Origin of the sequence: Streptomyces sp. DSM 40868, assembly GCF_011820545.1 — a bacterium.
GTDB classification, from domain to species: Bacteria; Actinomycetota; Actinomycetes; order Streptomycetales; family Streptomycetaceae; genus Streptomyces; species Streptomyces eurythermus.
On sequence record NZ_CP050504.1, the window covers coordinates 7967524 to 7991527 of the forward strand.

At 73.1% G+C, this 24004-nt stretch carries 22 protein-coding genes, 2 pseudogenes and 1 riboswitch; of the genes and pseudogenes, 10 read left to right on the forward strand and 14 right to left on the reverse strand.

Translation table 11 applies throughout. The annotated features are described in order from the left end of the window. Window positions 1–12: 12 nt before the first annotated feature. Window positions 13–1119, reverse strand: a complete 1107-nt coding sequence (locus tag HB370_RS35820; protein ID WP_030779935.1) for an XdhC/CoxI family protein — start codon at window positions 1117–1119, stop codon at window positions 13–15. 238 nt (window positions 1120–1357) lie between these two features. Here HB370_RS35820 and HB370_RS42185 point away from each other — a divergent pair. Beyond that, window positions 1358–1477 (forward strand): annotated as a pseudogene (locus HB370_RS42185) (IS5/IS1182 family transposase); the annotation flags it as partial. A gap of 237 nt (window positions 1478–1714) precedes the next feature. On the opposite strand, the gene leuE reads toward HB370_RS42185, so the two are convergent. Next, a complete protein-coding gene (gene leuE / locus HB370_RS35825; protein ID WP_030779932.1) occupies window positions 1715–2362 on the reverse strand; it encodes a leucine efflux protein LeuE in 648 nt (215 codons plus the stop codon). A 111-nt stretch (window positions 2363–2473) separates the two neighbouring features. Between leuE and HB370_RS35830 the strand changes: the two genes are divergently transcribed. Next, window positions 2474–2977 carry a zinc-binding dehydrogenase gene (locus HB370_RS35830; protein ID WP_051815532.1) on the forward strand — a complete coding sequence of 168 codons (504 nt, stop codon included), beginning with the start codon at window positions 2474–2476 and terminating at the stop codon, window positions 2975–2977. Between the two features lie 163 nt (window positions 2978–3140). On the opposite strand, the gene HB370_RS35835 is transcribed toward HB370_RS35830, so the two are convergent. Continuing rightward, the gene (locus HB370_RS35835; RefSeq protein ID WP_030779926.1) at window positions 3141–4394 is read right to left on the reverse strand and encodes a YncE family protein; all 1254 of its coding nucleotides are present in this window, start codon (window positions 4392–4394) and stop codon (window positions 3141–3143) included. Window positions 4395–4576: 182 nt separating this feature from the next. Here HB370_RS35835 and HB370_RS35840 point away from each other — a divergent pair, with 182 nt between their 5' ends. Together HB370_RS35840 and HB370_RS35845 are read left to right on the forward strand one after the other, a co-directional pair. Further along, window positions 4577–5239, forward strand: coding sequence for a TetR/AcrR family transcriptional regulator (locus tag HB370_RS35840; RefSeq protein WP_030779923.1), 663 nt, complete (start codon window positions 4577–4579; stop codon window positions 5237–5239). Between the two features lie 110 nt (window positions 5240–5349). Beyond that, window positions 5350–6375: an alcohol dehydrogenase catalytic domain-containing protein gene (locus HB370_RS35845; protein WP_030779920.1), complete on the forward strand. Its 1026-nt coding sequence runs from the start codon at window positions 5350–5352 to the stop codon at window positions 6373–6375. A 180-nt stretch (window positions 6376–6555) separates the two neighbouring features. On the opposite strand, the gene HB370_RS35850 is transcribed toward HB370_RS35845, so the two are convergent. The 8 genes and pseudogenes from HB370_RS35850 to HB370_RS35885 form a co-directional block, all read right to left on the reverse strand. Continuing rightward, window positions 6556–7785, reverse strand: a complete 1230-nt coding sequence (locus HB370_RS35850; RefSeq protein ID WP_030779917.1) for a glycosyltransferase — start codon at window positions 7783–7785, stop codon at window positions 6556–6558. A 108-nt stretch (window positions 7786–7893) separates the two neighbouring features. Further along, window positions 7894–8688 carry an integral membrane protein gene (locus tag HB370_RS35855; protein WP_030779914.1) on the reverse strand — a complete coding sequence of 265 codons (795 nt, stop codon included), beginning with the start codon at window positions 8686–8688 and terminating at the stop codon, window positions 7894–7896. Next, window positions 8685–9287: an ABC transporter ATP-binding protein gene (locus tag HB370_RS35860; RefSeq protein WP_030779911.1), complete on the reverse strand. Its 603-nt coding sequence runs from the start codon at window positions 9285–9287 to the stop codon at window positions 8685–8687. The genes HB370_RS35855 and HB370_RS35860 overlap by 4 nt, the downstream gene beginning before the upstream one ends. Before the next feature lie 57 nt (window positions 9288–9344). Next, window positions 9345–10235 carry a UbiA family prenyltransferase gene (locus tag HB370_RS35865; RefSeq protein ID WP_030779908.1) on the reverse strand — a complete coding sequence of 297 codons (891 nt, stop codon included), beginning with the start codon at window positions 10233–10235 and terminating at the stop codon, window positions 9345–9347. Between the two features lie 84 nt (window positions 10236–10319). Continuing rightward, the gene (locus HB370_RS35870) at window positions 10320–11387 is read right to left on the reverse strand and encodes a polyprenyl synthetase family protein (protein WP_030779905.1); all 1068 of its coding nucleotides are present in this window, start codon (window positions 11385–11387) and stop codon (window positions 10320–10322) included. Window positions 11388–11416: 29 nt separating this feature from the next. Beyond that, complete coding sequence (shc, locus tag HB370_RS35875) at window positions 11417–13429, reverse strand: squalene--hopene cyclase (RefSeq protein ID WP_051815530.1); 2013 nt, start codon at window positions 13427–13429, stop codon at window positions 11417–11419. 419 nt (window positions 13430–13848) lie between these two features. Then, window positions 13849–14706, reverse strand: a pseudogene (locus HB370_RS35880) (bifunctional 5,10-methylenetetrahydrofolate dehydrogenase/5,10-methenyltetrahydrofolate cyclohydrolase). A gap of 26 nt (window positions 14707–14732) precedes the next feature. Further along, a riboswitch (ZMP/ZTP riboswitch) is annotated at window positions 14733–14813 on the reverse strand. A 60-nt stretch (window positions 14814–14873) separates the two neighbouring features. Further along, the gene (locus HB370_RS35885) at window positions 14874–15239 is read right to left on the reverse strand and encodes a nuclear transport factor 2 family protein (protein ID WP_030779900.1); all 366 of its coding nucleotides are present in this window, start codon (window positions 15237–15239) and stop codon (window positions 14874–14876) included. Between the two features lie 174 nt (window positions 15240–15413). Between HB370_RS35885 and HB370_RS35890 the strand changes: the two genes are divergently transcribed. From HB370_RS35890 to HB370_RS35905, 4 genes are all read left to right on the forward strand, one after another. Then, on the forward strand, window positions 15414–15728 hold the full coding sequence (locus HB370_RS35890; protein WP_030779897.1) for a hypothetical protein: 315 nt from the start codon (window positions 15414–15416) through the stop codon (window positions 15726–15728). Window positions 15729–15852: 124 nt separating this feature from the next. After that, on the forward strand, window positions 15853–16941 hold the full coding sequence (locus HB370_RS35895) for an S-(hydroxymethyl)mycothiol dehydrogenase (RefSeq protein ID WP_030779894.1): 1089 nt from the start codon (window positions 15853–15855) through the stop codon (window positions 16939–16941). Beyond that, window positions 16941–17570 (forward strand): MBL fold metallo-hydrolase, encoded by a 630-nt coding sequence (locus HB370_RS35900; protein ID WP_030779891.1) that lies wholly within the window; start codon window positions 16941–16943, stop codon window positions 17568–17570. The genes HB370_RS35895 and HB370_RS35900 overlap by 1 nt, the downstream gene beginning before the upstream one ends. Window positions 17571–17661: 91 nt before the next feature. Then, on the forward strand, window positions 17662–18576 hold the full coding sequence (locus HB370_RS35905) for an SDR family oxidoreductase (protein ID WP_030779888.1): 915 nt from the start codon (window positions 17662–17664) through the stop codon (window positions 18574–18576). A gap of 19 nt (window positions 18577–18595) precedes the next feature. Here HB370_RS35905 and HB370_RS35910 read toward each other — a convergent pair whose 3' ends face one another. After that, entirely contained in the window at window positions 18596–19996 is a 1401-nt protein-coding gene (locus HB370_RS35910; protein ID WP_167513071.1) for an aminotransferase class I/II-fold pyridoxal phosphate-dependent enzyme, read from the reverse strand. A 315-nt stretch (window positions 19997–20311) separates the two neighbouring features. On the opposite strand from HB370_RS35910, the gene HB370_RS35915 reads away from it, so the two are divergent. Continuing rightward, window positions 20312–21007 carry a L,D-transpeptidase family protein gene (locus HB370_RS35915; protein ID WP_030779883.1) on the forward strand — a complete coding sequence of 232 codons (696 nt, stop codon included), beginning with the start codon at window positions 20312–20314 and terminating at the stop codon, window positions 21005–21007. 15 nt (window positions 21008–21022) lie between these two features. Here the strand turns inward: HB370_RS35915 and HB370_RS35920 are convergent, their stop codons facing one another. Beyond that, window positions 21023–22225, reverse strand: a complete 1203-nt coding sequence (locus tag HB370_RS35920) for a Gfo/Idh/MocA family oxidoreductase (RefSeq protein ID WP_030779880.1) — start codon at window positions 22223–22225, stop codon at window positions 21023–21025. Window positions 22226–22344: 119 nt separating this feature from the next. Here HB370_RS35920 and HB370_RS35925 point away from each other — a divergent pair, with 119 nt between their 5' ends. Next, a complete protein-coding gene (locus HB370_RS35925; protein WP_030607632.1) occupies window positions 22345–22530 on the forward strand; it encodes a hypothetical protein in 186 nt (61 codons plus the stop codon). 57 nt (window positions 22531–22587) lie between these two features. Here the strand turns inward: HB370_RS35925 and HB370_RS35930 are convergent, their stop codons facing one another. Beyond that, window positions 22588–23904: a S1 family peptidase gene (locus HB370_RS35930; RefSeq protein ID WP_030779875.1), complete on the reverse strand. Its 1317-nt coding sequence runs from the start codon at window positions 23902–23904 to the stop codon at window positions 22588–22590. Window positions 23905–24004 lie beyond the last annotated feature (100 nt).

A 24004-nucleotide genomic window follows, 5' to 3' on the forward strand; every position in this document is an offset into this window, starting at 1 on the left:
GCCGCGCGGCCGTCAGCCCGCCGCCCGCGGATGGATCGCCCCGCTCGTGCGGCTGAGGGGCGCGCCGGTGCCGCCCCAGCGCAGCGCCACGATCTCCGCCGCCACCGACACCGCGACCTCCTGCGGTGTCCGGGCGCCGAGGTCCAGCCCGATGGGGGAGCGCAGGCGGGCCAGTTCCGTGTCGGAGAGGCCGGACTCGACCAGGCGGCGCAGCCGGTCGTCGTGGGTGCGCCGGCTGCCCATCGCCCCGATGTACGCCGCCGGGCGCCGCAGCGCCTCCCGCAGCACCGGCACGTCGAACTTGGGGTCGTGGGTCAGGACGCAGATCACGGTCCGCGCGTCGGTGCGGGTGTCGCGCAGATACCGGTGCGGCCAGTCCACGACCACCTCCACGCCCTCGGGAAACCGGCGGGGCGTGGCGAACACCGGGCGGGCGTCGCACACGGTCACCCGGTAGCCGAGGAAGTCCCCGATCCGGGCCACGGCGGCGGCGTAGTCGATGGCGCCGAACACCAGCATGCGCGGCGGCGGCGCGAAGGACTGCACGAACACGGTGACGGTGTCCTCGCGCCGCTCCCCGTGCGGCCCGTAGTGCCTGAGGCCCGTCTCGCCGAGGGCGAGTTCGCCGCGCGCGTCGGCGGCGACGGCCGCGTCCAGCCCCCGGGTGCCGAGGCCGCCGGCGGCCGTCCGCGGCCACACCGCGAGGGTGGCCCCGCGCGGTGCCGGCCCGTCGACCACGGTGGCCACGGTGACCGGCTCGCCGCCGGCCACGGACGCGGCGACCGCGCCGAACGCCGGATCCCGGGCCCAGGTCACCTGCCGGACCAGCACGGTGATCTCACCGCCGCAGGTCAGCCCGACCGCGAACGCGTCCTCGTCGCTGTACCCGAACGTCTCCAGCCGGGCCGTACCAGTCTCGGCGGCCTCCTGGGCCAGCTCGAACACGGCGCCCTCCACACAGCCGCCGGACACACTGCCGACCACCTCGCCGTCCGGGCCGACCGCCATGGCGGCGCCGGGTCCGCGGGGCGCGCTGCGGCTGACCTCGACCACCGTGGCCAGCCCGAACGGCAGCCGGGCGGCGTACCACCGGTCCAGCGCCGCGAGAATCTCACGCATCGCCCGCTCCGTTCTCGTTGAACGTTCATCGGTCGGCGGTGCCGCGCGGCCGTTCCGTCGTACGGCACCGTCTCAAGGACATGACACCTGGTGCCCAGGCTCAATCCGGGCATCCCCCGCACCGGCACGGACGGGCCGGCCGCCGGGTGGCTCACCGGGGCTCGGCGGCGGTCGTGGTGACTGCGGGAGGCGCGGGCCGACCGACCTGGCGGGATGTGCCCGGGCGTTATGCGGCCGGGGCCGGAAAGGGGAGCTCCGCGCCCCGGCACTCGGCCGATCCGGAGGCGGGCCGACCAGCGGGATTCACCTGGCCTGTGACGGGCGGGGCCGTCCGCTCGCGTTCGTCGTGACGGGGGGCGACACCAACGTTCGTCGTGACGGGGGGGCGACACCGACAACCGCACGCGGTTCACCGCCGTGATGGAGACGAATCGGATGCCCCGGATCGGACCGGGACGACCCCGCGTGCGGCCCGACCGCGTCCTGGGGAGAAGGGCGACAGCTCGGAAGCGATCCGCACCCGGCTCCGCCGCCGGGGCATCCCGCACGACAGGACCTGGGGGTCGACCCTCAGGGATCGGTCCGGGTTGCCGCCTCAGCCGCCCGCGGTGGCGAGTTTGGCGGCGAAGCCGAGGAAGAGGGCGCCGGAGCCGACGGTCAGGCCGGCGGAGAGGCGCCGGTGACGGCGGAACTGGGCGGCCAGATAGGTGCCGCCGAGGATCAGGACGGAGATGTAGGTGATGCTGATCGCCTGGTAGACGAGGGCGAGCAGGCCGAACGAGAGGGCGGGGTGAGGGTAGGAGGGGTCCACGAACTGGACGAAGAAGGAGAGGAAGAACAGGATCGCCTTGGGGTTGAGCAGGGTGATCAGCAGCGAGCGGCGGAACGGGTGCTCGGCCTTGGCGGGCTCGCCGTCGGGAGCGGGCCGTTGGGTGGAGCGGTTGCGCCACACGGCCACGGCGGCGCGGATCATCCCGATGGCGATCCAGACCAGATACCCGGCTCCGGCGAACTTGACCACGGAGAAGACCACTTGATTGGCCTTCAGAAGGGAGGCCAGCCCGGCCGAGGTGAGGAGCATCAGCAGGCATTCGCCGATGAACATGCCGGCGGCCGCCCGGTAGCCGGTCCGCACTCCCCGGCGGCTCGCGACCGAGAGCGTGTAGAGCGAACTCGGTCCTGGCAGCAGGATGATGAGCAGGGCCCCCAGGGTGTAGGTGGGCAGATTGGTGACACCCAGCATGTGGCGCTCCTTCCTGGGCGGTGGTGCCCGGTCCGGCCGCGGCGGGCGCGCGCCCACCGCGGCCGGACCGGCGGGGGACGGTGTCAGCCGACGTTGTCGCCGGTCCGGACATTGTGCGCGGAGACCAGCCGGTCCACCTCCGCCATTCGCTCACGGGCGCGCGGCGAGAAGAAGCCGGCCCTCGCCCGCGAGCTCGGCGCGGACCACGCCTTCGACCACACCGAGGCCGACTGGGCGCAGCGCGTTCGCGAGGTCTCCCCGGCCGGCGTCCAGGTCGTCCTCGACGCGGTCGGCGGCGAGGTCTCCCGGGCCGCCTTCGGCCTGCCGGCGATGGCCTTCGGCCGGATGGTCGTCTTCGGCACCGCCAGTGGCAAGGTCCCGCGGTTCGACCCGGAACAGGTCCATGTGCGCGGCGTCAGTGTCACCGGCTCCGGCCCGCGCGTCTTCATCCAGCCCGAGTACGGGTTCCGGCTGCTCCGTACCGCCTTCGAGCTCGCCGCGGCCGGCACCATCAAGCCGGTCCTCGGGCCGGTGTTCCCGCCGGCCGAGGCCGCCGAGGCCCACCGGGCCTTCGAGGAGCGCGTCACCACGGGCAAGGTGATCCTGGTCCCGTGACCCGTCGGGCGGTGCGGTGGCCGCCGAAGAGACACACCGCGATCCCTGCGGAGCGAAGGCGCCCGGTCCTTCCCAGGACCGGGCGCCTTCGACTTCTCCAGTAGCGGGCGGTGTGGTCTCCGGGGTGAGTGGGGCACCCCGGAGACCACGGCCTGAGGGTGCGTCAGTTGCCGCCGGGGCCGGTCCAGTCGGCGCGCACATGGCCCAGCCGGACGCGCTGCGGGTGGTCGCCGACGGTGATCGACGCCACCTTGCGCCCGGTGGCGAAGTCGATCGCCGTCACCTGGTCGGCGCCGCTCTCGGAGACGACACAGTCCTTGCCGTCCCCGCTGACCGTCGCCCAGTACGGCTTGGCCGCCGGGACCAGCGTTCCCTCCTGGAGCGAGGCCCGGTCCACCACGGTCGCGTAGTCGTCCATGGTGCCCGCCACGCACAGCCTGGTCCCCGCGGGATTCATCGAAATGCCGTGGTGGCGGGAGTCGTTGACCCAGGTGGTGCGGTCCTCGCCGGTCGCCGGGTTCTTCGGCAGCGTCTTCATCCGGGTGATCTTGTCGGTGGTGACGTCGTACTCGAGGAAACCGTTGAAGAACGACACCTGGAAGTAGAGCTTGGACTCGTCGGGGGAGAACACGGCCGGGCGGACCGCGTCGGAGAAGTCCTTCAGCCCGAACGCGTCGAGCCGCTGCCGCATGTCGATGACCTTGACCTGCCGGAACGTCGTGGCGTCCACGACCGTGATGTGCCGGTCGCCCTTGGTCCAGTCCCAGCCCGGTCCGTCCAGGTCGGTGTTGACGTCGCCGATGGACATGTTCCAGATGTACTTGCCGTCCTTGCTGAAGACGTTCTCGTGCGGCTTGTCACCGGTCTTGAACGACCCCAGCTGCCGGCCGGTGGCGATGTCCAGCACATGCACGGTGTCGGCGGTGGACGCGGACACCGCCACCCGGGTGCCGTCCGGCGAGACGGCCATGTGGTCGGCGCGGTAACCGGCCACCGGGAAGCGCCAGTTGACCGTCCCGTCGGCCAGGTCGATGGAGACCACGTCCGCGAAGCTCGGCCGGGACACCACCACCGACCGGCCGTCCGGGGTGGAGTACATGTCGTCGGCGAACTGGTCGTGCCCCTCGCCGACGCTGTTGCGGATCGCCTGGAAGTAGATCCACTTGACCGGGTCCGCGTTGATCTCCGCCATCCGCGCGTCCTTGTCCGGGACGACGCTGATCCGGCCGATCTTCGCGTAGTCGCCGGAGGACCGGATGACATCGGCGGTGCCGTCCCAGTTGTTGCCGACGAACAGCACCTCGCGCAGGCCGTCGGGGGCGGCGGAACGCGCGGAGGCGGAGGCCGCCGGCCCGGCGACGGCCAGGGCGAGGGCGACGGCCACGGAGCACAGGTGCCTGGTTCTGGAGGCAGCCATGACGGCTCTCTTTCCTCAAGGGAGGTCGGGGGGGAAGTCCGGGGATCTGAACACGGCCGCATTCACAGTGAACTTACTGAAAAGTAAGGAGAGGGCGGCCTTCTCGACAAGATGCGTGCACGACAAGATTGGACGACCGTGCACGACCACGGACGGCCGGCGGGGCGACGGAGGGGGACACGTTGGGCGGCAGGCTCAGGGCGCCGACGGGACGCTACGGCGGCCGGTCCGCCGAGGAACGGCAGGCCGAGCGGCGCCGCCGCTTCCTCGACGCGGCGCTGCGGCTGTTCGGCGACACCCCCGGCTACCGCGGCACCACGGTCGCCGCCCTCAGCCAGGCCGCCGGCCTGTCCACCCGCCAGTTCTACGAGGAGTTCCGCACCCTGGAGGACGTCCTGGCCGCGCTGCACCTCGAGGTCAACGGCTGGGCCGAACAGGCGCTCCTGGACGCGCTCGCCGACGTGGACGGCCTGCCGCTGGCCGAGCGCGCCACCGCCCTCTTCCGGGCCTACGCCCGCGCCATCACCTCCGACCCGCGCCGCGTCCGCATCGCCTTCATGGAGATCATCGGGGTCAGCCCCCGGCTGGAGGAGCAGCGGCTGGCCCGCCGCGCCCGCTGGGTCGACCTGATCCGCGCCGAGGCCGACGCGGCCGTGGCCCGCGGGGAGGCGGCGCCGCGCGACTACCGCCTGGCGGCCACGGCCTTCATCGGCAGCGTCAACGGGCTGCTGCACGACTGGACGGCCGGCTGGGTGGACGCCACGCTGGACGAGGTGGTGGACGAACTGGTCCGGCTGCTGCTGGGCATGCTCCGGCCGGAGGGCTGGCGCCCCGGAGCCCCCTGAGACGGGACCCGCGCAGGCCGGCGGGGGTGCGGCCCGGCTCGGCGCGCGTGATCCGCCCGGAGCTGGTCTGCTGGGGATGAAGGCTGTCGCCCCGATTCCCGGAGAGCGCCATGAGTACCTATCGCGTCGCCCAGGTGACCGAACCCAACGGCACCTTCGAACTCGCCGAGCGGGAGATCCGGCCGCCGGGACCCGGGCAGGTGCGGATCGCCGTGGAGGCGTGCGGGGTCTGCCACAGCGACGCGCTGTTCGTCGGCGGCGGACTGCCGGACGTGACCTTCCCGGAGGTCCCCGGGCACGAGATCGCCGGGCGGATCGAGGAACTGGGCGAGGGCACCCGGGAACGCGGCTGGAGCGTCGGCGACCGGGTGGCCGTCGGCTGGTTCGGCGGCTCCTGCGGGCACTGCCCGTCCTGCCGCCGGGGCGATTTCATCGTGTGCGCCGCCCTGAAGGTCCCCGGCTGGGCCTACGACGGCGGCTTCGGCGAGCGGACGACCGTACCCGTCGACGCCCTGGCCAGGATCCCCGACGCGCTCTCGGCCGCCGACGCCGGGCCCCTGGCCTGCGCGGGCGTGACCACGTTCAACGGGCTGCGGCGCGGTCCGGCCGAGCCGGGCGACCTGGTCGCGGTGCTCGGCCTCGGGGGCCTCGGCCACCTCGGCGTGCAGTACGCGGTGGCGATGGGCTTCGAGACCGTGGCGATCGCCCGGGGCGCCGAGAAGGCCGACTTCGCCAAGCGGCTCGGCGCCCACCACTACGTCGACAGCACGGCAGCGACCCCGGTGGCCGAGGCGCTGGCCGCCCTCGGCGGGGCGAAGGCCGTCCTGGCCACCGCCGGCAGCTCCGAGGCCATCACCGCGACCGTGGACGGCCTGGCCCCGCGCGGCGAACTGACCGTCATCGGCGCCACGCCCGAACCGCTGGGCATCAGCCCGGTGCAACTGATCATGAGCGGCCGGGTGGTCCGCGGGCACCCCTCCGGCACCGCGCGGGACATCGAGGACACCATGGCCTTCAGCGCCCTGCACGGCATCCGCCCGATGACCGAGACGGTGCCGCTGGAACGGGCCGGGGAGGCGTACGACAAGATGCTGGCCGGCGCGGCACGCTTCCGCATGGTGCTGACCACCGGCTGACGCCCGGGGCGGTCCGGGCCGGGCGCGATGCGGACGGTTGGTCGGGGCCCGGTCGGCGAGCACGGGCGGCGCCGTGCTCGTTCCATGCTCCGGGCTCGGCGGCGCCGTGCTCGCCCCGGATCCGGAAAGCCCAGGTGTCGGTATGCCGTCGGGTGCGGGGTTGAGGGCGGTGGGTCCGGGTCAGCCGGCGAGCCGGTCCAGGGCGCTCAGTACGGGCGCGGTGCCGTCCTCGCCGCGGATCCCGGCGCCCAGGGCCCCGGCGCGCCGTCGGTACGCCGGGTCCCGGGTGGCCCGTACCAGTGCCGTGGCCAACGCGTCCACGGTGAGCCGGCGCAGCGGTACGACGGCCGGGGCGACCCCCAGCGCGACCAGCCGGTCGGACCAGAAACCCGCGTCGAACTGCACCGGCACCGGCACCGCCGGCACCCCGGCGCGCAGCCCCGCCGCCGTGGTGCCCGCGCCCGCGTGATGGACCACGGCGGCCATCCTCGGAAAGAGCAGCGAGTGCGGCACCTCGCCGATGGTCAGCATGTCGTCCCCGTCGGCCGCGAGCCCGCCCCAGCCGCGCTGGATCACCCCGCGCAGCCCGGCCCGCCGCAGCGCCGCCACCACCCGCGCGCTCAGCCGCCCGGCGTCCGGCACGGTGGCGCTGCCCAGCCCGACGAAGACCGGCGGCGGCCCCGCGTCGATGAACTCCTCCACCTCACCGGGAAGCCGGCTCTCGGTGTCGTACGGCCACCAGTAGCCGCCCACCTCCAGGCCCGCCCGCCAGTCGGCGGGCCGGGGCACCACCAGGGGGCTGAAACCGTGGTGCACCGGCCAGCGCCGCCGCTCCCGGGCCCGCAGGGCCGCCGTGGTGCCCAGCGGAGGCAGGCCGAGCCGCTCGCGCAGCGCCGGCACGGCACCGGAGAAGACATGCTCCACGCCCAGACCCACCCCCTGGCCGGCGAGCCGGTTCACCGGCCCGCCCCAGGCGCCGCCGCCGAGCACCGGCGGGGCGAACTCCCGCGTGGCGGCGAGGGGTTGCAGATACACGCCCAGGCTCGGCAGCCGCAGTCCCTCGGCGATCGTGTGCCCGAGCGGGGCCAGCGAGGCGGACAGCAGCAGCACCTCGCTGTCCCGCGCCGCGTCCAGCAGGTCCTCGGTCATCCGCCCCACCAGGCGCCGTGCCAGATCCACCACGCGCACCAGCTTCCCGGCCCCGCTGGCGCTGCGGTGCAGGCCCCGGCCGCGCGGCGACCGGAGTTCCGCCAGCGGATCCACCGGCAGCGCGTGGAACCGTATCCCCGACCCCGCCACCAGCGGTGCGAAGCGGCCGTGGGTGACCAGCGTGACCTCGTGCCCGGCCAGCGCCAGCCGGTGCCCGAGCCCGGTGTAGGGGGCGGCGTCGCCCCGGGAACCCGCCGTCATGATCGCAACGCGCACGTCGGCCAGTATGGCCGCTCCCCTGGCCGCGGCGCCCGCGCGTCGGCGCGATTGTCCGGTACACGGGGGTCGGGCCCGCGGGGACGCCCGTGGTCATGGGTGCGGTGTTCCGGCAAGCACCTCGGGGGCGATCCGGCAGTGCGGGCGGGTGCGCACATGGAAGGCGAGCAGGGCCAGGGCGCTGGTCGCGGCGGACCAGGCGAGCGACAGCAGCCCGTAGGACCAGGGGGTGAAGGACGTGAAGGCCGCGGCCAGCGCCGACTGGCACGCGCCGTACAGGGGAAGCGCGCTCAGGCCGGTGAGGTCGGCGACGTTCAGGACCGGGTTCTGCAGACCGGTGTCGACCAGGCTGAGCATGATGACGAGAAAGAAGCCCTCCAGCTCGCCGCGTACCAACGAGCCGAGCAGGAGACCGATTCCGCCGTAGGCGAGGCCGGCGCCGAACACCGCGAGGGCCAGCGGGCCCAGCTGGTTCACCGGCAGCGAGCTGCCGAGCACGGCCATGGTGTACACGGCGATGAGCGCGGTGACCAGGGCGACCGCGGTGACCTTGGCGAGCAGCATCCGGAGCTTCGGATAGCCCGCCAGCACCAGCCGGCGGTCCGTCTCCCCGGCCTTGAAGGTCTCCATGAACATCGAGAAACCCGTGACCAGGGTGACGGCGGCGAGAGCGTTCACCACTTGACTGACATGGTTCGCCGGCGCGAGGACGTCGGTGCCCGCGGACTCCAGGGAGAACCGCAGCGTCCGGTCCGGCGCGCACAGCCGCGCCACCATGATCCAGGCGGGGATGAAGGCGACCGCCAGGAGCACGGCCATACGGCTGCGCAGGTGACCGAGGAGAGTGCAGCGCAGCATCTCGGTGTAGGCCGAGGGCCGGTACGTCATCGGGTGGTTCTCTCCATGTCCAGACGGCCGTCGCGCAGGTGGCCGACCGCGTCGAAGTGATGCCGATCGTGCAGCAGGTGCGAGACCACGACGATCGACCTGCCCTGGTCGCGCAGCCGGGCGGCGAGCGACCAGAAACGCTGGTGGGTGTCCCAGTCGAACCCTTGGTAGGGCTCGTCGAGCACCAAGAGCTGTGGATCGTGCATGAGGGCGAGCAGGAGGTTCAGCTTCTGTCGTGTGCCTCCGCTGAGCTCCCCGGCGCGCTGCCGGCCGCTGTCGGCGAACGCCAGGAGGTCCATCAGCTCGTGGGCTCGTGCGAGGGTCGGCAGCCGGTAGGCCGCCTGGAAGAGGCGGAGGTGCTGCATGACGGTGAACGAGTCGTTCAGCACGGCGTGCTGCGGGCAGTACCCCGCCTTGCCGGCGCGCTCCACCGTGCCCCGGTCGGGCGCCAGGTGTCCCATGGCGATCCGGAGCAGTGTGCTCTTGCCGGTGCCGTTCTCGCCGACGACGCCGACCAGTGTCCCGGCGGGCACGTCGAGGTCGGCACCGCGCAGGAGCTGTCTGCGGCCGTAGGCCTTCCAGACGCCACTGATGCGCAGGCGTGGCTGCCGGCACACGTGCTGCGCGGCCTCTGCGGTCACGTCGGGGGCCTTTCGTCAGCGAAGTGTGTAGACGGAGGCGGCCAGGGCGAGGGTGTACCACTGTTCCACCAGGCGGTAGCTGCGCTGGTCCTGTTCCCGGCCCCGCGCCAGCAGCACCCGGACGGAGAGCAGCAGGCTCCAACCGCACAGGACGACGTCCGTGGCGATGATCCACCAGTGCGGTCCGGCGGGCTTCATGAGGAAGTGGTGGATGGCCAGGGGGCCGACGGCGAAGCCGGCGCACAGGAAGACCCGGGTGGGTCTCTCGCCGAAGACCAGCGGCATGGTGGAGCGGTGGACCGCGCGGTCGCCGGTGATGTCGCGGAGGTCCTGGACGGACATCAGCAGGGTCACGGTGATCGCGAGGGTCACGATCCAGCGCCAGGCGTCCGGCGACATGGTGGTGACCATCTCCCAGGCGGCGGCCAGCTGGGCGACGACTCCGGCGCCGGCGTAGAGGTTCCTGCCCAGCCAGTGCCGGCCCCAGCGGTACTCGTGCTGGAGCAGGGAGAGGATCTGCCACATCAGGGCCCACTCCAGGACGCCCAGACAGTACCCGTACACGGGGAACAGGACCCGGACGGCGTTCAGGCGCAGCCGGGCGCCCCGGATGCTGCTCTGGCCGGTGACCAGCGGGCGGAACGGCTTGTTGACGCGGTCCTCCTCGACACCGACGAGCTGGTTGGCCAGAGTGTGTTCGTAGACGAACAGCCAGAAGTACAGCGCACCGCAGACCAGGGCGATCGCGGCTTCGGACGGGGGCAGCCGGGCGTGGACGACGGCCGCCGTCACGAAGCAGGTGGCGGGGAAGACGGTGGTCCAGCGGTCGGCGCTGATGAACAGCCAGCTCAACCGGATTTCATGCCAGGCGGTCTGGAGGACCGCCGCGGGTGCGGTCGTGGTCATCACTGTGGATCCCTACCTCCCTGGTGGGCCGGGCCGGTGGACGGCCGGGGCATCTCCTGGTGCCGGCCGGCGGCCGGTCCGGCGTCACGCCGTGCGGTGTACGACAGCCTCCGCGACGTCCTTCAGCGTGCGGACGGCGCAGGCCGGGAAGGGCGCCAGGGCCAGGGAGTCCAGGGCCTGCCGGTACCTCTCCTCGATCATCCGCTCGACCGCCCGCCGGGCTCCCGTGCTGGTGAGGATGTCGCAGACCTCCGCGGCTTCCTGCTCCCCGAGGTCGGGGTCGCCGATCAGCGTGTGCAGCCGGCCGGCCTGCGTCGGTCCGCAGACCCGCAGCGCGTGGACGACGAGGCTGGTGCACTTGCCCTCGCGCAGATCGTCCAGGCGGGATTTGCCCGTCCGGTCCGGGTCCCCGAACACCCCGAGGATGTCGTCCCGGAGCTGGAAGGCCTCCCCGAGGGGGATCCCGTAGGCGCTGCAGGCGTTCATGACCTCCGGGCCGGCACCGGCGAGGGCAGCCCCCACTTGGAGGGGGCGCTCGATGGTGTACTTGGCGGTCTTGTAGCGGATGACGCTCAGCAGCGTCTCGACGCTCGCGTGGAGCCTGCCGGTGGTCAGCAGGTCCAGGTGCTGGCCGGCGATCAGTTCGCTGCGCGCCAGGTCGACGCAGTGCAGCACTCTGGCCCGGTGGGCGTCGGGCATGGGCGTGGTGTGCAGCAACTCGTCCGACCAGACCAGGGCGAGGTCGCCGAGGAGGATCGCTCCGCCGGTCCCGTACTGCTGCGCGAGCCGCGGCACGTGGTGCCGGTCGGCCAGCGCCCGGTGGACCGTGGGGCGCCCGCGGCGGCTGTCGGACGCGTCCATGATGTCGTCGTGGATGAGCGCGCAGGTGTGGGCCAGCTCGATGGACGCGGCCAGCCTGACGGCGTGCGCGGCGTCGCCCTGCCCGCCTGCCGCGATCCATCCGGTCACGCACAGCAGCGGACGCACCCTCTTTCCCCCGGAGATGAAGTCGCGCAGCATCAGGATGAGCGGCGACTGGCCGGGCACGGGAGCGGTCCGTGCCTTCTCCGTCAGGAACTCGAACAGAAGATCGTCGATCGCGGTGCGTGGCGCGAAGAAGTCGGACTCCACCGCCAGTGTCTCAGCAGTCATCGCAAGGGCGCCTTTCAGAGGGAGGCCGGTCATCGGTCCGGCTCCGTCGCTTCGTTCCGTTGCCGGCCCACCGATACGTCGCCCGTGCGCCGGACGTAACGGCCCAGCGCCATCAGGGGGAAGACGTGCCCGTAGTACGCGTAGTGCGCGGCCACGGCCCGGGGCACGAGCGTCCCGGTGTAGTGCGGCTCCTCCCAGGTGCCGTCCTCCGTCTGCCGCTCGGTCAGCCAGCGCACCCCGTCCCGCACCACGGTGCTGTCGCGCTCTCCGGCCGCGAGCAGTCCGAGCAGCGCCCAGGCGGTCTGCGAAGGGGTGGACGGGCCACGGCCGGCACGGGCCGGATCCGCGTACGACTCCCAGCTCTCGCCCCAGCCGCCGTCCGCGTTCTGTACCGACGTCAGCCAGGCGACGGCGCGCCGGACGGCGGCGTGGCCGCGGGGAACGCCGGCGGCGACGAGAGCGGGCAGGACACTTCCCGTGCCGTAGACGTAGTTCACCCCCCAGCGTCCGTACCAGGCGCCGTTGGCCTCCTGCTGTTCGAGCAGCCAGCGGACGGCACGGCGGGTGCGGGGGTCGCGTGCCCTTCCCAGCGCGGCCAGCATCTCCACCACGTGGGCGGTGATGTCGGCGGTGGGCGGATCGGTGCAGAACTCACCGAAGTCGAAGAACGGGAGCCTGGCGGGGAGGGTACTGGTGTTGTCCACGTCGAAGGCCGCCCACCCGCCGTTGCGGCTCTGCATGCCGAGACACCACCGCACCGCCCTGCCCAGCGCGTCGTCGACCCGGGTCGGATCGGGATGGTCCACACGGTGCAGGGCGAGCGCCACCTCGCTGGTGTCGTCGTTGTCCGGATAGGTCCGATTGTGGAACTGGAAGGCCCAGCCGCCGGGAGACAGCCGGGGCCGCCGCGCGGCCCAGTCGCCGGGCCGGTCGGCCTGCCGGGTGAGCAGCCAGTCGGCGGCTCTGACCAGCGCGGGATGACCGGGCGCCAGGCCGGCGTCGAGGAGCGCGGTGGCGGACAGGCAGGTGTCCCACACCGGGCTGTGGACGGTGTGCAGGGCCCGCACACCGTCTTCCGGCCACGCGCCGCAGTCCTCCAGGAAGCCCCAGGCGGCCTTGAGCACCGGATGGTCCGAAGGGTAGCCGTGCAGGTGCAGGGCGAGGACGACCCACGTGGTCATGGGGGTGCACGCCCCCCAGCTGCCGTCCTCTTCCTGACGCTCCAGGAGCCAGCGGACGCAGGCGTTCGCCGCCGCCTCGCGTACCGGGCGGGGGATGCCCTTGGAGCACACGCGCACCGTGGCGTTCAGACGCCGGAAGACCCTCTCCCGGCCGCTGTCCGGTGCCGGCGCGACCGCGGAGGTGCCGCGCGGAGCGAAGAGCTCGTCGATGGCGAAGGGAGCCGGCCGTGCGGGGCGATGTGTGCTGATGACGCTGATGGCGACCAGCGCCACGCGCATGACGGAGCTGAACGAGTAGATGTTCAACGGCGCCCACTTGGGCAGGGCGATGATCTCCGGCGGGACCTCGGGCAGATCGTCCCAGCTCCACCAGCCGAGCAGGGCGAGCCATACCCGCGTCGTCAGCTGGGCGGCCGCCGCACCGCCCCGCTCGCGTACCCACGCCGCGCACCGGAGCATGTGCTCCTCGTCCGGACCGTCCCCGGCGAGCCGGAGCGCGACGTACGCCTGGATCGTGGTTCCCAGATGTCCCTCGCCTTCGAAGACGAGGGGCCAGGAACCGTCCGCGCTCTGCTGCGAGCGGATCCACCGTGCGCTCGCCTTCGCCAGACGTTCGTCCAGCACTCCGAGCAAGTGGCGCAGGAAGAGGTCGTGGGCGTCATAAGCGACGTCCGTCGTGAACCGGCCTTTCCACCATCCCCCGGCGTCCTGCCGGGCCAGCAGGTGGTTCGCGGCCCGCACCACCGCACCGCGGGCCGCCTCCTCCGCCGGGCCGGACGCGGGGAAGGCGAACGTCACCCCGGCGTCTCCCGCGACGACAGGGCCTTTCGCGTGCGGCACACCGCCAGCCGACATCGTCATGGCACTCCTAGACCACCGAATCCGTGAATGCCCCGCGTTGCGCAGATGATCTGAAATTCCACGACGATGACGGTCGCTGAACCACCGAGTCGTCGTCTCGCCGGGGCGGCATCGATCCTTCCGGATCTTTTCGGCCATCACATCCTGCATTCGAGTGCACGGTGCGGGCGTGAAGGGTCACGCCGTCCGCCACCGGACGCGCCGTCGCGCTGTGCGCCCCCGGCACGCCTCGCACGACTCCGCTCACTCCGTACGTACCCCCACCCGCGCCGGCGCCGGGCCGGGCCGGCAACACGGTGGTGGGACACGAGGGCCTCCTGAGTACCGGTCGTGGATGCCGCGATCCACACCGGACCCAGAAGGCCCTCATCCGCTCAAGTCCCCGGCGCGCCTGTGACCGACGTCCCGGGACGGCACACTCAGACGCCGAGCTGCCGGCCCGCCGCCGTCACCGTCTGTTCCAGCAGTGTGGCGATCGTCATCGGGCCCACCCCGCCCGGAACCGGCGTGATCAGCGAGGCGCGTTCCACGGCCGAGTCGAAGTCGACGTCGCCGACGTTCCCGGGGTTGTAGCCCGCGTCGATCACGACCGCGCCCGGCTTGATGTCCTGCCCGCGGATCAGCCGGGGCCGGCCCACCGCGGCCACCACGATGTCGGCCTCGCGGACCGCCGCCGACAGGTCCCGGGTGCGCGAGTGGCAGTACGTCACGGTGGCGTCCCGCGCCAGCAGCAGCATGCCCACCGGCTTGCCGAGGATCGCACTGCGGCCCACCACCACGGCCCGCTTCCCGGCCGGGTCGACACCTTACTCGTCCAGCAGCCGTACGATGCCGCCCGGCGTGCAGGAGACGAAGCCCGGCAGCCCGAAGCTCATCGTGGCGAACGAGGCGAAGGTGACACCGTCCACGTCCTTCTCCGGCGCGATCGCCTCGAACGCGGCCCGCTCGTCGATGTGGTCGCCCACCGGGTGCTGGAGCAGGATCCCGTGCACCCCCGGGTCGGCCGACAACTCCCGCAGCGTGCCGACGAGTTCGTCCGTCGTGGTGGTGGCGGCGAGGGCGACGTGCCGGGAGGTGATGCCGGCCTTGCGGCAGCGGTTCTGCTTCATGCGGACGTAGGTCACCGACGCCGGGTCCTCGCCGACCAGCACGGTCGCGAGACACGGCGCGGTGCCGGTGCGCTCGGTGAGTTCGGCGGCCCGCCGCGCGGTGTCCTCCACGATGCGGCGGGCGAGCGCGGTGCCGTCCATCAGACGGGCGGCCTGGGGCTGGGTCATGCTGCACACTCCTGGAGCGGATCGACTCTTCTCGCCCAGGCGCGCGGCTGACCTCGCGGGCCGCTCCCCGGTGGTTCTCCACCTCAGCGCCAGTCACGGCCCGCGTACAGCGTAACCGAGCGTGCGTACGACCTTCGGACCACCTTGCCTTTCCCTCCGGGCCGGGGCTACTCGTCCCACACCTGGATGATCAGCTGATCGGCGATCTTGCCGTCCCGCAGCGTGAGCATCGACTCGGCCAGCACCCGGGTGCCGTCCGCGTACTCGCAGGACTCGCTGTAGGCGGCGTGGTCGCCCTGGATGACGCACTGCTCCAGCTTGTGCGTCATGTCGCGGCGGTAGATGTCGTCCAGCAACTCGGCGATCTCGACCCGGCCGTGCAGCTCCGTGGGACGACTGGGCTGGTGGACACGGTCGACGATGCGGATCCGCGCGTCGTCCGCGTACAGCGACAGAAGGGTGTTGCCGGTGTTGCCCTCTATGCCCCGGCGCAGTGTCCCGGCGTCGAAAGCGGAGCCCGTCGCGCTGCCCATGGTGACCTCCTTCAGGCGCCCGCGGCCCGCCCGTGGGCGGACCGCCACGGGTCCCCCCTGACGAGACTCCTCCGCCCCGGCGGCCCCGGCAAGCGCGGACACCGCGGTCCGCCTCACGGGTGAGCCCGCCCCGCCACCCGTGTCCGGCCGGGGCGCCGGGGCGTTGCGGAGGGCATGATCTCAACACGTCGCATCGCCGCCGCCGTCGGTCTGGCCGCCGGGATCGCCGGCATCGCCGCACCCCAGGCGGACGCGGCGGGCACCGGCGCCCCCGTCGTCGGAAAGCTCGCCGCACTCTCCACGCTGGACTCGCTCACCGCCGGTGACATTCCGGCCCCGCACCGCGACCGGGTGCCGAAGGTCAGCGAGCAGGTGGGGGAGCTGAAGCACCTGCGGGAACTGAACCAACTGCGCCAGGTGGAGCAGGTCATCGCCCCCGCGGCGCCCCTGCTCGGCCTGGTGAACGCCGTCCCCGTCCGCCTGCGCTGACCCCCGCCCCGCGCCGCGGCCGACGGCGGCCGGAAAGATCCGCGATCATGTACGTGATCCTTCCCGCTGCCGACCGGTCGCGTCGTAGGGTCGTCGGCGAAGGCATTCGATGAAGGGACAGGCCATGGCGCAGGAAGTACGCGGCGTGATCGCACCGGGCAGGAACGAGCCCGTGCGGGTCGAGACGATCGTGGTGCCGGACCCGGGGCCCGGCGAAGCCGTCGTACGCGTCCAGGCCTGCGGGGTCTGCCACACCGATCTGCACTACAAGCAGGGCGGCATCTCCGACGACTTCCCCTTCCTGCTCGGCCACGAGGCCGCCGGCGTCGTGGAGTCGGTCGGCGAGGGCGTCACCGACGTCGCGCCCGGGGACTTCGTCATCCTCAACTGGCGTGCGGTGTGCGGGCAGTGCCGGGCCTGTCTGCGCGGCCGGCCCTGGTACTGCTTCAACACCCACAACGCCCGGCAGAAGATGACCCTCGCCGCCACCGGCCAGGAGCTGTCCCCGGCGCTCGGCATCGGCGCCTTCGCCGAGAAGACGCTCGTCGCGGCCGGCCAGTGCACCAAGGTCGACCCGGCCGTCTCCCCGGCGGTCGCGGGCCTCCTCGGCTGCGGGGTGATGGCCGGCATCGGCGCCGCGATCAACACCGGCGGCGTCGGCCGCGGCGACTCGGTCGCGGTCATCGGCTGCGGCGGTGTCGGCGGCGCGGCCATCGCCGGGGCGAACCTGGCCGGCGCGGCCCGCGTCATCGCCGTGGACATCGACGACCGCAAGCTGGCCAAGGCCCGCACCCTGGGCGCCACCCACACCGTCAACTCCAAGGAGACCGACCCGGTCGAGGCGATCCGCGAGCTGACCGGCGGCTTCGGCGCCGACGTCGTCATCGAGGCCGTCGGCCGCCCCGAGACCTACCGGCAGGCCTTCTACGCCCGCGACCTGGCCGGCACCGTCGTCCTCGTCGGTGTCCCCACCCCCGACATGAAGCTCGAACTGCCCCTGCTGGACGTCTTCGGCCGCGGCGGCGCCCTGAAGTCGAGCTGGTACGGCGACTGCCTGCCCAGCCGTGACTTCCCGATGCTGATCGACCTGCACCTGCAAGGCCGCCTGCCGCTCGACGCGTTCGTCACCGAGACCGTCGGACTCGGCCAGGTGGAGCAGGCGTTCGAGCGGATGCACCACGGCGACGTACTGCGCTCGGTGGTGGTGCTGTGATGACCGCGCGGATCGAACGCCTCGTCACCAGCGGCCAGTTCACCCTGGACGGCGGCACCTGGGACGTGGAGAACAACGTGTGGCTCGTCGGTGACGACCGGGAGGTGATCGTCATCGACGCCGCCCACGACGCCGAGGCCATCGCCCGCGCCGTCGGCGACCGCCGGCTGACCGCCATCGTGTGCACGCACGCCCACAACGACCACGTCAACGCGGCCCCGCGCCTCGCCGACCTGACCGGCGCCACGATCTGGCTGCACCGCGACGACCTGCCGCTGTGGCGGCAGACCCACCCGGACCGCGAACCCGACCGGCACCTCCTCGACGGCCAGGTCATCGAGGCCGCCGGCGCCGACCTCACCGTCCTGCACACCCCCGGACACGCCCCGGGCGCCGTCTGCCTGTACGACCCCGGTCTCGGCACCGTGTTCACCGGCGACACCCTCTTCCAGGGCGGCCCCGGCGCGACCGGGCGCTCCTTCTCCCACTTCCCGACCATCATCGACTCCGTCCGCGACCGCCTCCTCACCCTGCCGGCCGAGACCAAGGTCCTCACCGGACACGGCGACGCCACCACCATCGGCGCGGAGGCCCCGCACCTCCAGGAGTGGATCGACCGCGGGCACTGATCGCGGACGCCCCCGAAACACCGACAGAAGATGTCCGGTATTCCCGTGAGAGTGGCAGGGCACAGCAGGCACGGCCCACGGGAGGCAGGACATGACAGGACCGCTGGACGGCAAGGTGGCGCTGGTCGCCGGGGCGACAAGGGGCGCGGGCCGGGGCATCGCCGTGGAACTCGGCGCGGCCGGCGCCACCGTGTACGTCACCGGCCGCAGCACCCGCGCCCGCCGCTCGGAGTACGACCGCCCCGAGACCATCGAGGACACCGCCGACCTCGTCACCGAGGCCGGCGGCCGGGGCATCGCCGTGGCGGCCGACCACCTCGACCACTCGGCCGTACGGCACCTGGTGGACCGGATCGCGGGGGAACGGGGCCGCCTCGACGTCCTCGTCAACGACATCTGGGGCGGGGAGAACCTCTTCCAGTGGGACACCCCCGTGTGGGAGCACGATCTCGCGGGCGGGCTGCGGCTGCTCCGCCTCGCCGTCGAGACCCACGCCGTCACCAGCCACTACGCGCTGCCGCTGCTGCTGCGCCGGCCCGGCGGCCTGGTCGTGGAGGTCACCGACGGCACCGCCGAGTACAACCGCGACACCTACCGCGTGAACTTCTTCTACGACCTCGCCAAGGCGTCCGTCCTGCGCATGGCCTTCGCCCTGGGGCACGAACTCGGGCCGCGCGGCGCGACGGCGGTGGCCCTGACACCGGGCTGGATGCGCTCGGAGATCATGCTCGACACCTTCGGCGTGCGCGAGGAGAACTGGCGGGACGCCCTGGCACGCGAACCGCACTTCGCCATCTCCGAGACCCCGCGCTTCACCGGCCGGGCCGTCGCCGCCCTGGCCGCCGACCCGGACGTCGCCCGGTTCAACGGGCAGTCCCTCTCCAGCGGCGGCCTGGCACAGGTGTACGGCTTCACCGACCTCGACGGCAGCCGCCCGGACGCCTGGCGTTACCTGACCGAGGTGCAGGACGCGGGCAGACCGGCGGACGTCACCGGGTACCGGTGAACCAAGGTGCGAACGCACACTAGTTGACGTCTCGACAGGCCGAGTCGGCCAGAACCCGCAGCACCCGGTCGGTGTCCGCCTCGGTGGTCCGCCAGTTGCTGAACGCCGCGCGCAGCCCGGGCACCCCGTCGTACACCGTCGGCGTCAGGAACGCCTCCCCGGACGCGGCGACCGCCCGGGCCAGCCGCGCCACCCGCTCCTCGGACGGATCCTCGGCGAGGGTGAAGCAGACGACGTTGAGCCGCACCGGGGCGAGTAGGCGCAGACCCGGCAGCGCCTCGATCCCCGCGCCGAGCCGGCGGGCCAGCGTCACATTGCGCTCCACGATCTCCCGGTGCCCGGCCCGGCCGTAGGCCACGAGCGAGAACCAGGCCGGCAGGGCGCGCAGCCGGCGCGAGTTCTCCGGGGTCAGATGCAGGAACTCGGGCTCGCCCGCGGGCAGTCCCAGATACGGCGAGGCGTTGTGGAACACCGCCACCTGCAGATCGCGGTGCCGGGTGAACTGAACGGCCGCGTCATAGGGCACGTTCAGCCACTTGTGCAGGTCCACGCAGACCGAGTCGGCCGCGTCCAGCCCGTCGACCAGCGCCGCATGCCGGGGGCTGAGCGCGGCGAACGCGCCGAACGCCCCGTCCACGTGCAGCCAGAAGTCGTACCGTTCCTTCAGCGCGGCGATCGCCCGCAGATCGTCGAAGTCGACGGTGTTCACGGTGCCCGCGTTCGCGACCACGATCACCGGCCGGCCCGCCCGCTCGGCCAGCGCCGCCTCCAGCGCGGCCACGTCGACCGCCTCCCGCCCGCCCGGCAGCAGCGGTACCCGCCGCAGCCGGTCCCGGCCCAGGCCCAGCACCGACATGCCCTTCGCGACGCTGGAGTGCGGGCTGCCCGAGAGCACGTCCAGCGGACCCAGCGCCGCCGCCCCCTGCCGGGAGACGTCCACGCCCAGCCGTTCGCCCGCCCACTCGCGGCCGATGGCCAGCCCGACCGTGTTCGACATGGTCGCGCCCGTCACGAACGCCCCGCTGTGCTCCGCGCCCAGCCCGAACAGTTCACGCAGCCATGCCACCGTCTCCCGTTCCAGCTCCTCGGCCCGGGAGCCGCCCGCACCCGACAGGTTCTGGTCGAACGCGGACGTCAGCCAGTCCCCGGCGACGGACGCGGGTGTCGCCCCGCCGGTGACGAAACCGAGGTAGCGCGGGCCGGCGGAGCCGGAGAAACCGGGCGCCCACCGCTCGGTGAAGTACGCGAGGGCGCCCTCGCCGCCCACCCCCTCGGCCGGCAGCGGCGCCCGCCCCGGCGCCGGGCCGGGCGCGGCGACCGGCCGCCCGGCCAGCCCCGCCACCTCCCGGGCGGCGACATCACGGGCGGCCTGCAACAGTTCGGGAAGCCGGGCGAGGTCACCGGCGAGCGTGCGGTCCATGCGCCGCACCCTAGGCCGCGCGGGCCGCCGCCCCCCGCCCGGTCCACTTCGTGACAACTGGACCGGCCGAACCGGACACCGCCCCGCCGGCCCCGGCTGCCGCGCACGGCGGCCCCCGGGGACCCGACCCGGGCGGACGAACCGCTCAGGGCGTGCGATACGGTCTGAACTTCACCGTTTCGTCACAGCCTGACCGGAACCACAACCATGCCCTCCCCGGCCGGGTCTAGTAGTCCGAGACCGCGGGAATTCGAGCTGGAGAGCACCCGGGAGGACCGGGCGAGCAGACCAGGAACCGGAAGGAGAGAGGCCGCCATGGGGGGCATACGCAGACGAGGCGTCGTAGGGCTGGGCGTGACGGGACTGGTGGCGCCGCTCGCGCTCGCCGTCACCGCGGCACCGGCCCAGGCCGCGAGCTGTAGCACGAGCACCGGGCCGTACCAGAAGCAGGTGGAGAAGTTCCTGGGCCGGCCGGTCGACGGCAGGCAGTCCGCCGCCGACTGCACGGCGATCCGGGCGTTCCAGAGCAAGCACGGCATCACCCCGACCATCGGCTACGCCGGTTCGGTCACCTGGGGCGTGATGGACCTCATGAACAAGCAGAAGGCCGTCGGCAACAAGCCGAACAAGGACGGCAAGTGCCCGGTGAACAAGGGCCGGATCGCCTGTGTGAACCTCACGCTCCAGCTCAGCTGGATCCAGGACGGCAAGAAGCTGGTCTACGGCCCCGTGCCGGTGCGCACCGGCCGTGACCGCTACGAGACCCGCACCGGCCTGAAGAAGATCTACTGGCGGGACATCGACCACGTCTCGAACCTCTACGACGTGCCGATGCCCTACAGCCAGTTCTTCGACGGCGGCCAGGCCTTCCACTCGGTGGGCCTGAGCATGTGGAACCCGCCGGGCTCGCACGGCTGCGTCAACATGACGAAGAAGGACGCCAAGAAGTACTGGTCGCTGCTGAGGAACGGCGACGACGTCTTCGTCTACGGCCGCAAGCCGGGCACCTGAGCCCGGGCCGGTCCGTCAGGACGCGGGGGCGTCCCCGAAGTCCGGGATCCGAAGCCGTACACCGCCCTGCCGTGCCGACTCGTGCGCGACGATGCCCGGCAGGGTGTAGCGGGCGGCCACCCACGCGTTCACCGGCGGAAGTGTGCGCCGCGCCACGGCGGTGACGAAGTCGTCCGCCAGGAAGTGGTGGCTGCCCTCGTGCCCGTTGGGCAGGTGGTCGAACGCACGGGGCAGCCGGGACCGGTCGTGCACCGGCGCCGAGCCCGAGGTGAAGGCCGCGCGCAGCTCGGGCGCGACAGCGGCGAGGGACGGGTCGTCGGGCGCGACGGCCCGCTTCGGCTCCAGCAGCTCGGTGATGTCCTCGACGCCGCCGCGGTCCTGCCACAGGGCCACCGTGGCGAGCTGCTCCATGCTGGCCGCGGTCCCGAAGAACCGGAACCGGGACTCGCGCAGGTACGCGGGGTAGCCGACCCGCCGGAACTCGTTGGTGCGGAACGATCCGCCGCCCGCGACCTCGAACAGCGCGGTGGCGTTGGACACGTCGTTGTCGAACATGCTGACCGAGCGGTCGAAGACGCCGTCGTCGCCCTCGTCGCGGACGCCGATCGCCGACACGCTCACCGCGTGCGTCCGCCAGGCCCCGAGCACCCCGCCCACCGAGTGCGTCGGGTACAGCAGAGGGGGATAGCTGGCCGTCGCCCGCCAGTTCTCGCCGCCGCTGTACCGGTAGGCGTCGTAGAAGCCCAGGTCCATGTCGTGGACGTAGTCGCCCTCGGCGTAGAACACCCGGCCGAGGGCGCCCTCGGCGATCCGGGCGCGGGCGAGCACGGTCGCCGGGTGGTAGTGGCTGGTCTCGCCCATCATGTACGTCAGCCCGGTGGACCGGACGGTGGCGACGATCGCGGCGACCTCCTCGGCGGTGACCGCCATCGGGACGGCCGAGAACACGTGCTTGCCCGCGTTCAGGCCCCGCAGGACCAGCGGGCCGTGGGTCCAGCGCTGGGTGAAGACCGCGACCGCGTCGACGGCCGGTGACTCCAGCATCGCCGCGTACGACGGGAACGTCCCCGCGAGGCCGTGCGCGGCGACGAGGCGCTCGGCGCGCTCGGGCAGGAGGTCGGTGACATAGACGTCCCGTACGCCGGGGTGGGCGTGGAAGAGCGCGGCGAACCGGCCGGAGAACTGCCCCGCGCCGACGATGCCGAGGGAGAAAGTCATATGGATCACTTTCGCGACGCGAGATTTTATGCGTCAAGAGCAGTGACGTGATGAGCAACACGGTCCGTTATGTCCGTATCGCTCGCACTTACTCACAGCGCCTTCACCTCGATCGGCATATGCTTCACAGCATGTCCACCACTGTTGCAGCCGCCTCCGAGCGATCGGCCGCGGAGGTCAACGAGGAGATCCGGGCCCTGTGGCGCCGGTCGGGCGGGACACTGACCACCGAGCAGCGCGCGGAGTACCAGCGCCTCGTGATGGAGTGGGCCGCCGCGGCCCCGCGGTCGCACCGGGCCGCCTGACCGACCCCGCGCCCACCGCGCCGTACCGCCCGACCCACCCGCGCCCGTACCTCCCGGTCAGCTCCAGGTCGCCGAGTAGCGCCTCCGGTACGCCCTGCGGTCCCGCTCGGCCCGCAGGTACCGGGTCGCGGCCAGCGCGACCAGGCTGCCCGCGATGACCAGCAGACCCGGCCCGACGTTCCGGACGTCCGTCAGCCGGGCCGGCAGGGCACGGACCGGGCCCGGGGCCGCCGTGCCCGGGGAGACCATGGGGGAGGAGGCGCCCGCCGGGGTACCGCCGCCCGTGTCCCCGGCCGCGCGGACCAGCCGGACACCCAGCGCCGACAGCGCCTTGGTCACCGGCTGGAAGAACGTCGTCCCGCCCGTCGCGCAGTCGCCGTCGCCGCCCGAGGTCACACCGAGCGCGACGCCCTCGGCGAACAGCGGGCCGCCGCTGTCGCCCGGTTCGGCGCACACTGTGGTCTCGACGAGTCCGGTGACCGTCCCCTCCGGGTAGTTGACGGTCGCGTCGAGCGCGGTGACCCGGCCGTCGCGCAGCCCGCTGGTGCTGCCGCTGCGGAACACCCGCTGCCCCACCGCCGGATCGGCCGCCCCGGTGATCCGCACGCCCTTGCCGCCGCCGACCGCCACCACGTCGGCGCCCGCTCCCGCCCTGCCGCCGGAGTACCGCACGAGCGAGAAGTCACTGCCCGGGAACGCGCTGTCGACCGTGGTGCCGAGCGGCCGGCCGCCCGGGTCGCCGGCGAACCAGACGGCCCCGGCGGGCCCGCAGTGACCGGCCGTGAGGATGAAGTCGGACCGCCCGTCGGTGACGTTGAATCCCGCCGAGCAGCGCCCGCCGGCCGACAGGATCGGCCGGGCGCCGTTCAGCCGCGTGGTGAAGACGCCCTTCGTCCGCTCCATGTGCACGAACCCGCCGATCCGGTGGGCGACTCGGCCCAGCCGGGACCAGTCACCGGCGGACACCGTGCGGTCGGCCCGTACCACGACCCGGTTGGTCCGGTAGTCCACCGCCCACGCCGTGCCCGGCACGCGCGGCGCCGAACGCAGCGCCGCCGTCGCCGACTTCAGCTCGTCCATGCTGTGCGCGACGGTCTTCGCCCCGGCCCCGGCCCGGCGTACCGCCCGCGCCGCCGCACCGTCGGTCACCGCCACCACCGCGCGCCCGTCGGCACCGATCCAGCTGCCCGCCGTACGGGCGGTGCCGAGCCGGGCCACCAGCGCCGCACCGGTGTCGCCGGGCCGCCCCGGCCCGGCGGCCGGGGGCTGGTCCGCCCCGGCGGCCCGGGCGACCATCGTGCCTCCCAGGAGGAGTCCGCAGGCCGCCGCCAGGCGTGTCACCCGTCGGACGACCCGTCGTCGTGCGTGCCGCATGCGAGGCTCCCGAAGCCGGACCCGCGACGCCCGGGCGGACACCGCGAGGCCCCCGCCCGGGCGGGGGCCCGCTCCTCCATACGGCGCCCGGCGCGCGGGT